Below are 13,368 nucleotides of genomic sequence, written 5' to 3'. Positions count from 1 at the left end.
AATCATGGATACAAGTCTGCTCATCGGATCCGGCTTTGAAGACGGAACGGAAACGCCGGAACAGGTGCTGAACCCTCGCACCGGGGAAACGATACTGGAGGTGCCGGAAGCATCTTCCGGGCAGATTGACCGGGCGGTGCAGGCGGCCTCGAACGCATTCAGGACTTGGTCGCGGACAACGCCTGCGGAACGCTCCGAATATTTGCTGAAGATCGCCGACCGGATCGAGAAGGAAGCCGACGGCTTCGCTGCGCTTGAAGCGCTCAATTGCGGCAAGCCGATCAATGCGGCCAGAGATGATGAAATTCCGGCGATCGTCGACTGCTATCGTTTCTTCGCGGGGGCGGTGCGCTGCACGCCGGCAAGCGCGGCGGGCGAATATATGGAGGGTTTCACCTCGATGATCCGGCGCGACCCGATCGGTGTTGTCGCCTCAATTGCGCCCTGGAACTATCCGCTGATGATGATGGCGTGGAAACTCGCGCCGGCAATCGGCGGCGGGAATACGGTTGTCTTCAAGCCTTCCGAGCAGACGCCGCTGACCGCGCTCAAGCTCGCCACGATACTGGCGGACATCCTGCCGGAAGGCGTGGTGAATGTCGTGACCGGTAGGGGACAAACCGTCGGCAACGCGCTCATCAATCATCCGAAGGTCGATATGGTCTCGATTACCGGCGACGTCGCCACCGGCAAGAAAGTGCTTGAGGCTGCGGCGCGTTCGGTCAAGCGGACACACTTGGAACTCGGAGGCAAGGCGCCCGTCATCGTTTATGACGACGCCGATATATCCGCCGTCGTAGAAGGGCTGCGCGCCTTTGGCTATTACAACGCCGGGCAGGACTGCACCGCCGCCTGCCGCATCTATGCAGGCGACAAGGTTTACGACAATCTCGTCGCAGATTTGACCAGCGAGGTCTCGAAGATCACCTACGCCCAGGACGACGACGCGCAGAACGAGATCGGGCCGTTGATCTCCCAGCGCCAGCGTGATCGGGTCGCGAGCTTCGTTCAGCGCGCTTCGGAACAAAAGCACATGGAAATCACCACCGGCGGCGCCGTGCACAGCGGCAACGGCTTCTACTACCAGCCCACCGTTGTCGCCGGCGCGTTGCAGGAAGACGAAATCGTCCGCCGGGAAGTGTTCGGTCCTGTGGTGTCGGTCACGCGGTTCAGCGACGTGGAACAGGCCGTAACCTGGGCGAACGATTCAGACTATGGTCTGGCGTCTTCGGTCTGGACGAAGGATATCTCCAGGGCGATGAAGACTGCGGCCGCGCTCCGTTACGGCTGCACCTGGATCAACACGCATTTCATGCTCGTGAACGAGATGCCCCACGGCGGCCTGAAACAGTCCGGTTACGGCAAGGATATGTCGCTTTATGCGCTGGAAGACTATACTGCCGTTCGCCATGTCATGATCGCGCACTGAGGCAGCGGAATCAAAATCAGAGATAACCGCGTCAATCGACTGAAATCGCTCTATATTCGCTCGGGCTGCAGCCGGTGAACGCGCGAAAGGCCGCGTTGAATGCGCTGAGTGAATTGTACCCCGTGCGAAAGGCGACCTGGGTCACCGGATCAGCCTCGTTCGCGAGGATTTCGATGGCCCTGATCATGCGCATGCGGCGCTGAACCTGACGCCAGGTCATGCCGGTTTCGTCAGCAAAGCGACGCGCCAGCGATCTCGGGGAAAGCCCCGCGGCCGACGCCGCCTCGTCAATGGTGATCGATTGGTCCAGACGGGCTTCCGTGAATTCGATCGCTTTCTTCAGTCGATCGGTTCGGCCGCGCGGTATCCAGCAGTTCGACGGACTTGCCGCAAGATCGCGGCAAAGCAGCCCCAGGGTCTGGAACATGCTGTCGGCCAGGGTATGGGGAAAAGGCCGGTCGGCGTTCCATTTCCGGCAGGCGTGAACCATGTCCCGGGCAAGCGGGCTCATTTCGAAGACACGCAACGCCTGGTTCGGAGCGTCGATTGCATCCACGGAATAGAGCACCGAACAACACGTCACCGGGTGCTTGATTTCGAAGTGAATCGGCGTGTCCGCGGCAATCCAGGCGGCGCGGGACGGCGGGAGCGACCATGCACGGTCCTCGTCTATCAGGCGTAAAGCGCCACGTACGGAATAGAGCAGATAATGCCGGTCGAATGTGATCGTACTCGGCGGAGAGGGATCGAGAGTTCGGTAGAAACAGTAAGACGGCGCAACAGACATGCCGGATAGTAGGCTCATGTCGCGGATCTTCAAACAGGCAAAGCGTTAAAGGCTCGGCTCGATGGCGGTCCGGTCATTTCGGGCTTCAGATATTGGTTCAGCGCTGAAAAACTGTCACTTGCCCTGTATTCTGCGAAAGCAGGTTCATCCCGCCATTCCTGCACAAGGACGATCCCGCTTTCGGATGCGGCGGAGACAAGCGCCTGGTAGGCCATATTGCCTTCCATGCCGCGTACATTTCGCGCTTCCTCTTCGATTTGTTCAAGCAGGGCGCGACGGCGTGAGGGGTTCACTTCGAATTCGACAATTGCAATCAGCATGACGTCACTCCTTTGAAGAGTTTCCATCCTGCCTGATCCTTTCACGTCGCGCTTGCGCGCGCATGTCAAAGAAGTGCTTGAAACGGACAAAAAAGCCGGGCGTGAGGCCCGGCTTCTTGATCGTCGTGCAGGTGTTGGTCAGTAGGAGTAGTACATGTCGAACTCGACCGGGTGCGGCGTATGTTCGAAACGGATGACTTCTTCCATCTTCAGATCGATATAGGCTTCGATCTGATCCTGCAGGAACACGCCGCCGGCTGTCAGGAATTCGTAGTCGGCTTCCAGAGCCGCAAGCGCTTCGCGCAGAGAAGCGGAAACGGTCGGAATGTCCTTCAGTTCTTCCGGCGGCAGATCGTAAAGGTCCTTGTCCATGGCGTCGCCAGGGTGGATCTTGTTCTTGATGCCGTCGACGCCGGCCATCAGCATGGCTGAGAAGGCGAGGTACGGGTTTGCTGTCGGATCCGGGAAGCGAACTTCCACACGCTTCGACTTCGGCGAGTTGCCGAACGGGATACGGCAGGATGCTGAACGGTTGCGCGCCGAATAGGCGAGCAGAACAGGCGCCTCGAAGCCCGGAATCAGACGTTTGTAGGAGTTGGTCGACGGGTTGGTGAAGGCGTTCAGCGCCTTGGCGTGCTTGATGATGCCGCCGATGTAGTACAGGCAGCTTTCCGACAGGCCTGCATATTCGTCGCCGGCGAAGGTCGGCTTGCCGTCTTTCCAGATTGACTGGTGAACGTGCATGCCCGTGCCATTGTCGCCATAGACCGGCTTCGGCATGAAGGTCGCTGTCTTGCCGTAAGCGTTTGCGACCTGATGGACGACGTACTTGTAGATCTGCATCTTGTCGGCGTTGCGGGTCATGGTGTCGAACATCAGGCCGAGTTCGTGCTGGGCTGCGGCCACTTCATGGTGGTGCTTTTCAACAGTGACGCCCATTTCAGCCATGACGGTCAGCATTTCGGAACGCATGTCCTGAGCGCTGTCGACCGGCGGAACCGGGAAATAGCCGCCCTTTGTGCGCGGACGGTGGCCGAGGTTGCCGACTTCGTATTCGGAGCCGGTGTTCGACGGAAGCTCGGAGCTGTCAAGCTTGAAGCCCGTGTCATAGGGGTCGACGGAGAAGCGAACGTCGTCGAAGACGAAGAACTCGGCCTCGGGACCGACATAGATCGTGTCGCCTATCCCGGATGCGTTGACGTAGGCTTCGGCCTTTTTCGACGTGCTGCGCGGATCGCGGTCGTAGGGCTCGCCCGTGATCGGGTCGAGAACGTCGCACATGATCGCGAGAGTGGACTGCGCGAAGAACGGGTCAGTATGGACGGTTTCCGTATCAGGCATCAAAACCATGTCGGATTCGTTGATCGCCTTCCAACCGGCAATGGACGATCCGTCGAACATGATGCCGTCAGCAAACATGTCTTCGTCGACAACAGCGACATCCATGGTGACGTGCTGCATCTTGCCGCGCGGGTCGGTAAAGCGAATGTCGACGAACTTGACGTCGTTGTCCTTGATTTGCTTGAGAATATCTGAAGCAGTTGTCATGTATACTTCCTCATTTCAGAGATGGTTTGCAGTTTTGCACCGGTTTGAAACGGTGCGATTCAGATGGCGTCGTTGCCGGTTTCGCCAGTTCTGATACGGATGACTTCCTCTACATTCGAAACGAAAATCTTGCCATCGCCAATACGACCTGTTTGAGCCGCATTGCGTATGGCTTCGATGGCCGCGTCGACCGTTTCGTCCGAAAGGACAACCTCGACCTTGACCTTCGGCAGGAAGTCTACGACGTATTCCGCCCCGCGATAGAGTTCGGTATGACCCTTTTGCCGGCCAAAACCCTTTGCCTCCGTCACGGTTATGCCCTGCAGGCCGACTTCCTGAAGCGCTTCTTTGACTTCATCGAGCTTGAAAGGCTTTATTATTGCTTCGATCTTCTTCATCAGAAATGTCTCGCTGCTTGATTTTCTAAGCGAATGAAATCCTGTTTTTTCGGATTCGCCTCCACCTCACCAGCCGAATGCATAAGCCGTGCCAATTAGAGCTGCCCGGTTAAAAATAACTCAGCCAAAGGGCGCTGCCGCCTCCGTTGCCTCGGTTTCGGGAGCGCTGGACCCAATGGCCCGACTTATGCATCCGGTTTTGCACATTCAGGCTAAGCCAGTCCTATAAATAGGACAATGGCTTATGCATTATTTATGTGCAAATGCATAAAAGATAATCATATCGGTTTCATTTCGCTCGTCTTAATTCGATTGAAGAGGTTATCGCTCTGGTGTCTATTCAACGGGAGGAACGGACCGAGTCCAAAGGACCGCGGGAGAGATGAGAACTGCCCTTGAACCAGTCGTCACACCGGTGGCGATGGGCCGAATCGACCGGCGCGCAATCGACTCCGGAATTGTCGGATATCGCCTGATGCTGATGGCGGGCGCCGCCATTGCGGCGTCGGTCCTGCGCCACTACGGCGACGCGGCGGGCGTCGACGTATTGTGCGGCCCCGGCAACAATGGCGGTGACGGCTACGTCGCTGCGAAAATGCTACAAACGTCGGGCATGTGTGCGGCCTGTTACAGCCTGGGCGATCCTGTAAAACTTGCGGGCGACGCAGCCTGCGCCAGGGACGACTGGGGCGATGAAATCCTTTCTCTCGAGGATTATGTTCCGACTGACGGGCGCGTTGTTATCGACGCGCTGTTCGGCGCCGGCTTGCAGCGGGATGTCGAAGGGGTTGCTGTGCGTGTGATCGAAGCGGTCAACGCGTTTGATATCCCCGTCATTGCCGCCGACCTGCCTTCCGGTCTGTCGGGGGAGAGTGGACGCGTCAGAGGAACGGCCTTGAGGGCAAGTCGCACCGTCACGTTCGCGGCGCCCAAGCCCGGACATTTTCTCCTGCCGGGACGCGACCTTTGCGGTGTGCTCGAAATCGCGGACATCGGCATACCGTCCCGTTGCATCGAAGCGGAGACTGAAGGTCTCTGGCTGAACAGGCCGCCGCTGTGGCGAGACGCCCTGCCGCGGCTTGCCGCGAATTCCCACAAGTACACGCGCGGGCATCTCGGTGTTTTCAGCGGTGGCTATCGCCAGACGGGCGCCGCCCGGCTGGCGGCGATTGCAGGATTGCGCGTGGGAGCGGGCCTTGTGACCGTGCTTTCGCCAGCCTCCGCAAACGCCGCCAATGCAGCGCATCTGACGACAATCATGCTGCGAACAATCGATGGCGGCGCCGATCTCGACGGCCTGCTTGAAGACATGCGATTCAACAGTTTCGTGCTCGGACCCGGATTTGGGGTGGGAGAAAAGGCGCGGGATTTTGCGGAACGCATTCTCGGCGCAGGCCGCGCTCTCGTTCTCGACGCGGACGGCATTACCTCCTTTGCGGGCTATCATGATCAACTCGCAGAGGCTGCCGCCAAGCAGGACGCCATTCTGTTTATCACGCCGCATCAGGGAGAGTTCGCGCGGCTGTTTCCGCAAATTGCGTCCAATGCATCGCGTTCCAAGGTGGAGCAGGCGCGATCCGCCGCCAGGGAGACGGAAGCGATCGTTGTTTACAAGGGCGCGGATACGGTGGTCGCCGATCCGTCGGGGCGGGCGGCAATCTGCGACAACGCCCCGCCATGGCTGGCCACCGCCGGATCGGGCGACACGCTTGCCGGGTTGCTTGGCGGCCTCGCTGCGCAGGGCATGCCGGGCTTCGAGGCGGCTTGCGCCGCGGCCTGGCTGCATGGAGAAGCAGCCAACCGCGCAGGCGCGCGGTTGATTGCGGAAGACCTCGCCAACAACCTGCCGGCCTTTTCCGAATTTCAGGAGTATTGATGGTTATGACGATTTCAGAGGGAAATATTGGCGCGAAATTACCGGCCGGACCGATTGCTGAAGAGATTTTCGAGCGACTTTCCGGCAGCCGGGACGTCCTTATAGAGCGTATCGTTTCAACCGGGCAGGCGACGCCGGAAGGCGAGTGGTACGATCAGGAAAGAGACGAGTGGGTGATGGTGGTGTCAGGCGCGGCGCGCCTGTTCGTCGAGGGGGAAGAAGACGAACGTGACCTATCGGCCGGCGACTGGCTGCTTCTACCCGCGCATTGCCGTCATCGTGTCACCTGGACGCAAGACAGTCCGCCGACTGTCTGGCTGGCCGTTCACTATCCGCCTAATTCTGATTGAGGCGATCGGTTTCCTGGCTGATCGACAGTTTCAAAAGATGTCGCCAGAGCGCTTCTGCGAAATCCGGGTCGAGGCCGTTGTCCGACGCGTTGCGCCGCGCATTGTCCAGCACTTCTTTCACCCGCCATTGGGTGTCCGGCGCTTCTCCCGTCACGCGCTTGATGTCGGCGGCGCGATCAACATAGGTTGAGCGTTCCGCGAGCAGTTTCATCAAATCGCGGTCTAGCCGATCGATCTCGACACGAATGTCGACCATCGTCTGGCAATCTTCGGCGGTTTTCATGTTCATATCCCTACAAGGCGATCAGCCAGAGCCAGGGCGGCTTGCGGCGCATTCACCTTACCCTCATGGATGAAATAGAAATAGACGTCCCGGGTCTTGCCGTCAGATTTGGGATCTGCGGCGCAGGAAAGACCGGAAGGCGCTTCGCCGCACGCCCGCTGCCTGGCGCGCTGCGCACAGACGTCGAGCTGACTATCCTCGTAAGCCGTTGGAATAGCATCATCGCCTTTTTGCAAGCGTGCATAGACAAAAGGCGCCGTTACGTCTGCGATCTCCGGGTAGGTGAAGTGGTCGGCATAAACGTTGGCGACGCCGTATTGCGTGCAAAGGTCGGCGTATTCAGGCGTTGAGAAGCTGGGGTGCCGGACTTCGACGGCGTGTTTCAACGCCACGCCATTCCATTCATTCGGCAGCATGGCGAGAAAGGCGCCGAAATCTTCCGGGTCGAATTTCTTGGTTGGCGCGAACTGCCAGAGAATAGGGCCGAGGCTGTCGCCGAGTTCGGTGACGCCTGAATTCAGGAACTTCTCGAGGGACTCTCCGGAATCCGCAAGCACTTTGCGGTTAGAGACATAGCGAATGCCCTTGACTGAAAACACGAAGCCTTCAGGAACATCTGCCGCCCATTTTGCAAATGTTTCCGGCTTTTGCGATCCGTAGTAGGTGCCGTTTATCTCGATTGTTCCGAGTTTGCGGCTCGCGTAGTGGAGTTCGTCCTTTTGTCGCAAATCCGCAGGATAGAAGGTTCCGCGCCAGGGTTCGAATGTCCAGCCGCCGATACCCGTGCGGATCACGCCGTGTTTCGCCATTGAAACCTCCAGGACAGCATCAATTATTCGGCGGCTTCGATGTCCTTGCCGGGCCGCCGTTCGAGTAGGTCTTTAAGGAACTGCCCCGTGTAGGATCGGGGTTCGAGAACGACGTCTTCCGGCGTTCCCGTTGCAATAATTTCTCCGCCGCCGTCACCGCCTTCCGGTCCAAGATCGATGACGTGGTCAGCGGTCTTGATGACTTCGAGATTATGCTCGATAACCACGACCGAATTGCCCTGGTTAACGATTTCATGCAGCACGTCGAGGAGCTTGGCGACATCATGAAAATGCAGGCCTGTCGTCGGTTCGTCCAGAATATAGAGCGTGCGCCCTGTCGAACGCTTGGACAGTTCCTTCGCGAGCTTGACTCTTTGCGCCTCGCCGCCCGACAGCGTGGTGGCCTGCTGGCCCACCTTGATGTAGCCGAGCCCGACTCGTTTCAGAGTCTGCAGTTTGTCGCGAACGGCGGGCACTGCAGAAAAGAAGTCGCAGCCCTCCTCGACAGTCATTTCCAGAACATCGGCGATCGACTTGCCCCGGAATGTGACTTCCAGTGTTTCGCGGTTGTATCTCTGGCCGTGACAGACATCGCAGGTGACGTATACGTCCGGCAGGAAGTGCATTTCGATCTTGATGACGCCGTCGCCCTGGCAGGCCTCGCAGCGGCCGCCCTTGACGTTGAAGGAGAAACGGCCCGGCTGATAGCCGCGGGCCTTTGATTCCGGCAGCCCTGCGAACCAGTCGCGTATCGGCGTGAAAGCGCCGGTATAGGTGGCCGGATTGGATCGGGGCGTGCGACCGATCGGCGACTGGTCAATATCGATCACCTTGTCGATATTCTGGAGTCCGTCGATCCGTTCATGCGGGGCCGGGTTTTCGCGCGCGCCCATGACCCGGCGCGCCGCAGCCTTGTAGAGCGTTTCTATGAGAAACGTCGATTTGCCGCCGCCCGAAACGCCCGTCACGCAGGTGAACAGACCGAGGGGGATGTCGGCTGAGACATTCTTGAGATTGTTCCCCGTGGCGCCGACGACGGAAAGCATTCGCTTCTTGTTTGCCTTGCGGCGCTCGGCAGGCACTGCCACTTCCATCTTTCCGGACAAATACTGGCCGGTCAGCGATTTCGGTGACGCCATAATGTCTCGGGGTGTCCCCTGGGCAATGACCTCGCCGCCGTGAATGCCGGCGGCCGGACCAATATCGACGACATAGTCGGCCGTGAGGATGGCGTCTTCATCATGCTCGACCACAATCACGGTGTTGCCGATGTCCCGCAGGCGTTTGAGCGTGTCCAGAAGGCGCGCATTGTCTCGCTGATGCAGGCCGATGGATGGTTCGTCGAGCACATAAAGAACGCCGGTCAGTCCGGATCCGATCTGTGAGGCCAGTCGAATGCGCTGGCTCTCGCCACCCGAAAGCGTTCCGGAATTGCGGGCAAGCGTCAGGTAGTCGAGTCCCACGTCATTAAGAAATTTCAACCGGTCGCGAATTTCTTTCAGGATTCGCACGGCGATTTCGTTCTGCTTTTCGTTGAGGGCTCCGGGAAGTTCCTCGAACCAGCGTGCGGCGTCGCGAATAGAAAACGCCGTGACCTCGCCGATATGCAATCCGCCGATCTTGACGGCCAGCGCCTCCGGTTTGAGCCGGTAACCGGAGCAAGCGGGGCAGGGGGCGGCTGTCATGTATCGCTCGATCTCTTCGCGCGACCATGCGGAATCCGTCTCCTTCCATCGCCGCTCGAGATTGGGAATTATTCCCTCAAACGTTTTCGTTGTCTTGTAGGAGCGGAGGCCATCATCGTAGCGGAACTCGATCTTTTCATCGGTCCCGTGGAGAATCGCATTTCGCGCAGCTTCTGGAAGTTCGTTCCAGCGCGAGCCGAGCTTGAAGTCGAAATGGCGGCCGAGCGCTTCAAGCGTCTGGGTGTAATAGGGCGAAGAGGACTTCGACCAGGGAGCGATCGCGCCGTCGCGCAAGGTCCGTCCGGGCTCCGGTATGACCAGCGTCGTATCGATCTTTTGCTGTGTGCCAAGTCCATCACAGGACGGGCAGGCGCCGAATGGATTGTTGAAGGAGAAAAGCCTCGGCTCGATCTCCGGTATGGTGAATCCGGAAACCGGGCAGGCGAACTTTTCCGAGAAGACCAGCCGCTCATGGGTTTCGTTTTTCGACTTGTTGGCGCCCTCTCCGGCGTTTTCAATCGGCCGATCGGCGAATTCCGCGATCGCCAGGCCATCAGAGATCGACAGGCATGTTTCCAGGCTGTCCGCGAGCCGGGTTGGCAGATCGTCGCGCACGACGACGCGGTCGACCACCACGTCGATGTCATGCTTGTATTTTTTGTCCAGCGCCGGAACATCAGCGATTTCGTAGAACTCGCCGTCCACCTTGACGCGCTGGAAACCCTTCTTCATCAGATCGGCGAGTTCCTTGCGGTATTCTCCTTTGCGACCGCGCACCAGCGGAGCCAGGACATAAAGCCGAACGCCTTCCTCCAGCATCATGACGCGGTCCACCATCTGGCTGACAGTCTGGCTCTCGATGGGCAGACCCGTTGCAGGCGAATAGGGCACGCCGACGCGCGCGAACAGAAGGCGCAGATAGTCGTAGATCTCGGTGACCGTTCCCACCGTCGATCGCGGATTGCGCGATGTGGTCTTTTGCTCGATCGATATGGCGGGCGACAGGCCGTCGATCTGGTCGACATCCGGCTTCTGCATCATTTCCAGAAACTGCCGGGCATAAGCCGAAAGACTCTCCACATAACGGCGCTGGCCTTCCGCGTAGATCGTGTCGAAGGCAAGTGAAGATTTCCCGGAGCCGGACAGCCCGGTCATCACGATCAGTCGGTTACGGGGCAGATCGAGATCGACATTCTTTAGATTGTGCTCGCGGGCGCCGCGTATGGATATGGTCTTCAGTTCGCTCATGCCTTGTCGTCCGCGCTCCGTCGGTCATGCGTCCGGTTGTCTTGAAAAGCGCCAAAGTCTGGCTCGTGCCGCTTCCTGTGCAGCCCCATAATCTAGTTCCTGAACATCGAATGTCGAGATGTAATCTCGAATAGCTTTGTGACCACAGGGCGAGAATTCAGCGCCGGGGAATCATTTGACAGCCAGCTTTACACGAACTAGAACATAATAGGAACAAAAAGCTCCTGTGGAAAGAGCAATTCCATCCGGCAATGGCCGGTCAATTGGTCTATTGTCGGGCGAAATTTCAGGGGCCGCGCGCCAAACGCGGCGAACCTTTTCAAAATCCAGTGAGGAAAAGTCATGGCGGGTAGTGTCAACAAGGTCATTCTGGTGGGGAATCTCGGCGCTGATCCGGAGATTCGCCGCACGCAAGACGGACGGCCGATCGCAAATCTGCGCGTCGCCACCTCGGAAAGCTGGCGCGACCGTAATTCCGGCGAACGCCGCGAAAGAACTGAATGGCACCGCGTCGTCATCTTCAATGAGGGCCTGTGCAAGATCGCCGAACAATATCTTCGCAAGGGCTCCAAGATATATCTCGAAGGGCAGTTGCAGACCCGTAAATGGCAGGACCAGAGCGGACAGGATCGCTATTCCACCGAAGTCGTGCTGCAGGGCTTCAATTCCTCGCTGACGATGCTGGATGGCCGGGGCGACAATCCGGGGCAGTCCGGCGGCGGTTTCGGCGACAATGACGACCGGGATTACGGACAGCCGTCGCAGCAGGGCGGCGGCGGTGGCATGGCGAACGATCTGGACGACGACATTCCGTTTTGATCGCCGATCGCACCGACAGGCGTCATCGCACGATTTTGATTTTGTTCGAGCCTCTGTGAATGCCAGATTGCGTCACCTGACGAAGGAGGCGACGATGGGCTTTGCAAGATTGTTTTACAAAGGCGCGGCTGTAATTGTGGCCGTTGGTCTTGCGACTGTGACGGCGGCTGCGGGAGAGGTCGATGTCCAGGCGGTCGACGCCAGGCAGGCCGCCAATGGAAGCTGGACGTTTTCCGTTACGCTGCGCCACGACGATGAGGGATGGGATCATTACGCGGACCGCTGGGACGTCGTTGGTCCGGACGGAACAGTTTATGGCGAGCGCGTTTTGCTGCATCCTCATGTCGAGGAACAGCCCTTTACGCGTAGCCTGTCCGGCGTCGAGATTCCCGAAGGCGTCAACAGCGTCACAGTGCGCGGCCACGACAAGGTTCACGGGTTCGGCGGCGCTGAATTCACCATTGATCTGCAAGCCGGCAAATAGAGCCTGTCAGGCGGGACGGGCCGGGGTTCGCGTGATCCGTGCGCCGATGGCGTTCAGGCGTTCCTCGATCCGCTCGTAACCGCGTTCGATTTGCTGGGCGTTGTTGATAATCGACGTTCCGTCTGCGGCCATGGCTGCTATGAGCATGGCCATGCCAGCCCTGATATCAGGACTTTCCAGGCGCGCCGCCTTCAACCGCGTCGGACCGGAGATGACCGCCCTGTGTGGATCGCACAGCACAATCCTCGCGCCCATTGCAATAAGCTTGTCGACGAAGAACATGCGAGATTCGAACATCTTTTCGAACATCAGCACCATGCCGGTGCATTGGGTGGCGGTAACAATCGCAATCGACATTGTATCGGCGGGGAAGGCGGGCCAGGGCTGATCCTCGATCTTTGGAACATGCCCGCCGAAGTCCGGCTGTATGAGCTTTGATTGCTCCGAGGAGACGGTCAAGTCGTCGCCTTCGATCGCGCAGTTGATCCCGAGCTTTTCGAATCCCATCAGGGTCGAACGCAACTGGTCAACGCCAGCATTCGTAATCCGAATTTCAGAACCTGTTGCCGCCGCAAGGCCAATCAGGGAGCCAACCTCAATATGATCCGGACCGATACGGTGGCTGACCCGACCGAGCGGTCGACCGCCCTCGATCGTCATGCAGTTGGAACCAATTCCTTCAATCCGGGCGCCCATCCGGTTCAGAAAATGCGCCAGATCCTGAACGTGCGGTTCGGAAGCGCAATTGCGCAGAACCGTGGTACCGCTGGCTGAGACTGCAGCGCAAAGCGCGTTTTCTGTCGCCGTCACAGATGGCTCGTCCAGAAACACGTCTGCGCCGGTCATACGTTTAGCCCGAAAGACGATCTCCTGATTGAGAGATATCTCTGCGCCAAGCTGCTGCAGCGCCAGGAAATGGCTGTCGAGTCGTCGCCGGCCAATAACGTCTCCACCTGGCGGCGGCAGCGTTAATTGTCCGCAACGGGAAAGCACCGGCCCTGCAAGCAGGATCGACGCCCTGATCCTTGAACACAGATCGGGGTCGAGTTGTGTCGGTTGCACGACTTGCGCATGAATCGTCAATTCGTTCGGACCGGTCCAGACCGCTTCAACCCCCAAAGAGCGTATCAATTTGATCAGGGCTTCGACGTCGCGGATACGGGGAACATTGGACAGTTCGACCGGCTGGTCAGTCAGCAGGGCGGCGCAGATAATCGGCAGCGCGGCGTTCTTGTTGCCCGAGGGCTCTATCGCGCCAGACAGACGGTGTCCGCCCTCTACCGCATATTCGATTCGATCGGGGCTTTGAGGCATGGTCATGATCGTGCTCGG

13 protein-coding genes are annotated in these 13,368 nt (G+C 58.7%); 5 read left to right on the top strand and 8 right to left on the bottom strand.

Features of this window, described 5'->3' with window-relative positions; all coding sequences use genetic code 11:
• Nucleotides 1-4 precede the first annotated feature (4 nt).
• Nucleotides 5-1,429: a gamma-aminobutyraldehyde dehydrogenase gene (locus tag K1W69_RS24825; protein ID WP_220231161.1), complete on the top strand. Its 1,425-nt coding sequence runs from the start codon at nucleotides 5-7 to the stop codon at nucleotides 1,427-1,429.
• A gap of 31 nt (nucleotides 1,430-1,460) precedes the next feature.
• On the opposite strand, the gene K1W69_RS24820 is transcribed toward K1W69_RS24825, so the two are convergent.
• The 4 genes from K1W69_RS24820 to K1W69_RS24805 form a co-directional block, all read right to left on the bottom strand.
• A complete protein-coding gene (locus tag K1W69_RS24820; protein ID WP_220231160.1) occupies nucleotides 1,461-2,234 on the bottom strand; it encodes an AraC family transcriptional regulator in 774 nt (257 codons plus the stop codon).
• Nucleotides 2,235-2,245: 11 nt separating this feature from the next.
• On the bottom strand, nucleotides 2,246-2,536 hold the full coding sequence (locus tag K1W69_RS24815; protein ID WP_220231159.1) for a putative quinol monooxygenase: 291 nt from the start codon (nucleotides 2,534-2,536) through the stop codon (nucleotides 2,246-2,248).
• A 138-nt stretch (nucleotides 2,537-2,674) separates the two neighbouring features.
• Nucleotides 2,675-4,084 carry a type I glutamate--ammonia ligase gene (glnA, locus tag K1W69_RS24810; protein WP_220231158.1) on the bottom strand — a complete coding sequence of 470 codons (1,410 nt, stop codon included), beginning with the start codon at nucleotides 4,082-4,084 and terminating at the stop codon, nucleotides 2,675-2,677.
• Nucleotides 4,085-4,143: 59 nt separating this feature from the next.
• On the bottom strand, nucleotides 4,144-4,482 hold the full coding sequence (locus K1W69_RS24805; protein WP_220231157.1) for a P-II family nitrogen regulator: 339 nt from the start codon (nucleotides 4,480-4,482) through the stop codon (nucleotides 4,144-4,146).
• Between the two features lie 382 nt (nucleotides 4,483-4,864).
• On the opposite strand from K1W69_RS24805, the gene K1W69_RS24800 reads away from it, so the two are divergent.
• On the top strand, nucleotides 4,865-6,358 hold the full coding sequence (locus tag K1W69_RS24800; RefSeq protein ID WP_220231156.1) for an NAD(P)H-hydrate dehydratase: 1,494 nt from the start codon (nucleotides 4,865-4,867) through the stop codon (nucleotides 6,356-6,358).
• Between the two features lie 5 nt (nucleotides 6,359-6,363).
• A complete protein-coding gene (locus tag K1W69_RS24795; RefSeq protein ID WP_220231155.1) occupies nucleotides 6,364-6,708 on the top strand; it encodes a cupin domain-containing protein in 345 nt (114 codons plus the stop codon).
• On the opposite strand, the gene K1W69_RS24790 is transcribed toward K1W69_RS24795, so the two are convergent.
• Genes K1W69_RS24790 through uvrA form a run of 3 tightly spaced genes read right to left on the bottom strand, consistent with a single transcriptional unit; the run spans nucleotide 6,695 to nucleotide 10,733 of the window.
• Nucleotides 6,695-6,991, bottom strand: a complete 297-nt coding sequence (locus K1W69_RS24790; protein WP_258571353.1) for a chorismate mutase — start codon at nucleotides 6,989-6,991, stop codon at nucleotides 6,695-6,697. The two genes, K1W69_RS24795 and K1W69_RS24790, sit on opposite strands and share 14 nt — an antisense overlap.
• Before the next feature lie 2 nt (nucleotides 6,992-6,993).
• Nucleotides 6,994-7,800 carry a DUF72 domain-containing protein gene (locus tag K1W69_RS24785; protein ID WP_220231154.1) on the bottom strand — a complete coding sequence of 269 codons (807 nt, stop codon included), beginning with the start codon at nucleotides 7,798-7,800 and terminating at the stop codon, nucleotides 6,994-6,996.
• 23 nt (nucleotides 7,801-7,823) lie between these two features.
• The gene (gene uvrA, locus K1W69_RS24780) at nucleotides 7,824-10,733 is read right to left on the bottom strand and encodes an excinuclease ABC subunit UvrA (protein ID WP_220231153.1); all 2,910 of its coding nucleotides are present in this window, start codon (nucleotides 10,731-10,733) and stop codon (nucleotides 7,824-7,826) included.
• A gap of 342 nt (nucleotides 10,734-11,075) precedes the next feature.
• Here uvrA and K1W69_RS24775 point away from each other — a divergent pair, with 342 nt between their 5' ends.
• On the top strand, nucleotides 11,076-11,552 hold the full coding sequence (locus tag K1W69_RS24775) for a single-stranded DNA-binding protein (RefSeq protein ID WP_220231152.1): 477 nt from the start codon (nucleotides 11,076-11,078) through the stop codon (nucleotides 11,550-11,552).
• Nucleotides 11,553-11,607: 55 nt separating this feature from the next.
• A complete protein-coding gene (locus K1W69_RS24770; RefSeq protein ID WP_370688312.1) occupies nucleotides 11,608-12,036 on the top strand; it encodes a hypothetical protein in 429 nt (142 codons plus the stop codon).
• A gap of 6 nt (nucleotides 12,037-12,042) precedes the next feature.
• On the opposite strand, the gene murA is transcribed toward K1W69_RS24770, so the two are convergent.
• Nucleotides 12,043-13,356: a UDP-N-acetylglucosamine 1-carboxyvinyltransferase gene (murA, locus tag K1W69_RS24765; RefSeq protein ID WP_258571352.1), complete on the bottom strand. Its 1,314-nt coding sequence runs from the start codon at nucleotides 13,354-13,356 to the stop codon at nucleotides 12,043-12,045.
• Nucleotides 13,357-13,368: the final 12 nt, after the last annotated feature.

The organism is Flavimaribacter sediminis, assembly GCF_019492055.1.
GTDB lineage: Bacteria > Pseudomonadota > Alphaproteobacteria > Rhizobiales > Rhizobiaceae > Flavimaribacter > Flavimaribacter sediminis.
The sequence above is the reverse complement of the archived record's forward strand: the minus strand, read 5'-3'. Positions and strand labels throughout refer to the sequence as shown.

Excerpts from the sequence above, each read along its gene's own strand:
- K1W69_RS24785 (WP_220231154.1), bottom strand. The coding sequence starts at position 7,800 with ATGGCGAAACACGGCGTGATCCGCACGGGTATCGGCGGCTGGACATTC.
- K1W69_RS24805 (WP_220231157.1), bottom strand. The coding sequence starts at position 4,482 with ATGAAGAAGATCGAAGCAATAATAAAGCCTTTCAAGCTCGATGAAGTC.
- K1W69_RS24795 (WP_220231155.1), top strand. The coding sequence starts at position 6,364 with ATGACGATTTCAGAGGGAAATATTGGCGCGAAATTACCGGCCGGACCG.
- glnA (WP_220231158.1), bottom strand. The coding sequence starts at position 4,084 with ATGACAACTGCTTCAGATATTCTCAAGCAAATCAAGGACAACGACGTC.
- K1W69_RS24820 (WP_220231160.1), bottom strand. The coding sequence starts at position 2,234 with ATGAGCCTACTATCCGGCATGTCTGTTGCGCCGTCTTACTGTTTCTAC.
- K1W69_RS24775 (WP_220231152.1), top strand. The coding sequence starts at position 11,076 with ATGGCGGGTAGTGTCAACAAGGTCATTCTGGTGGGGAATCTCGGCGCT.
- murA (WP_258571352.1), bottom strand. The coding sequence starts at position 13,356 with ATGACCATGCCTCAAAGCCCCGATCGAATCGAATATGCGGTAGAGGGC.
- K1W69_RS24800 (WP_220231156.1), top strand. The coding sequence starts at position 4,865 with ATGAGAACTGCCCTTGAACCAGTCGTCACACCGGTGGCGATGGGCCGA.
- K1W69_RS24790 (WP_258571353.1), bottom strand. The coding sequence starts at position 6,991 with ATGAAAACCGCCGAAGATTGCCAGACGATGGTCGACATTCGTGTCGAG.
- K1W69_RS24815 (WP_220231159.1), bottom strand. The coding sequence starts at position 2,536 with ATGCTGATTGCAATTGTCGAATTCGAAGTGAACCCCTCACGCCGTCGC.
- K1W69_RS24825 (WP_220231161.1), top strand. The coding sequence starts at position 5 with ATGGATACAAGTCTGCTCATCGGATCCGGCTTTGAAGACGGAACGGAA.
- uvrA (WP_220231153.1), bottom strand. The coding sequence starts at position 10,733 with ATGAGCGAACTGAAGACCATATCCATACGCGGCGCCCGCGAGCACAAT.